Here is a 307-nt window from a genome sequence, read left to right as displayed (position 1 = left end):
CGGTGAAGCAGTATTTTCCAGACTATATGGGTCTGATTTTTGAGAAGATGTGCCAAGTCTACTTGCTCTATTATGCGAATGATCTTCCTATCGAGTTGAGTGAGATTGGGCAGTGGTGGGGAACCGACCCTCAAAAAAAGAAGCAGATACAAATCGATATTGTCGGTAGGCCGGTTGAGGGCAATGAATATATCATCGGCTCCTGCAAATATCGCAATGAAAAAATCGGTTTGGACGAACTGGAACTGATTCTGGAATATGCAGCAGTCTTTGGGAAAGGAACAAACTACCACTACTACATTTTCTC

General features: G+C 43.0%; 1 protein-coding gene. It reads left to right on the top strand.

Annotated features, from left to right (window positions below; all coding sequences use genetic code 11):
- Window positions 1-307 (top strand): DUF234 domain-containing protein (locus tag P0G09_RS18005; RefSeq protein WP_275253355.1); only part of this gene is annotated, 307 nt, incomplete at both ends.

The organism is Faecalibacterium sp. DFI.5.82 (assembly GCF_029076575.1).
GTDB lineage: Bacteria > Bacillota > Clostridia > Oscillospirales > Ruminococcaceae > Faecalibacterium > Faecalibacterium duncaniae.
This window is presented reverse-complemented; position numbering and strand designations above follow the sequence as displayed.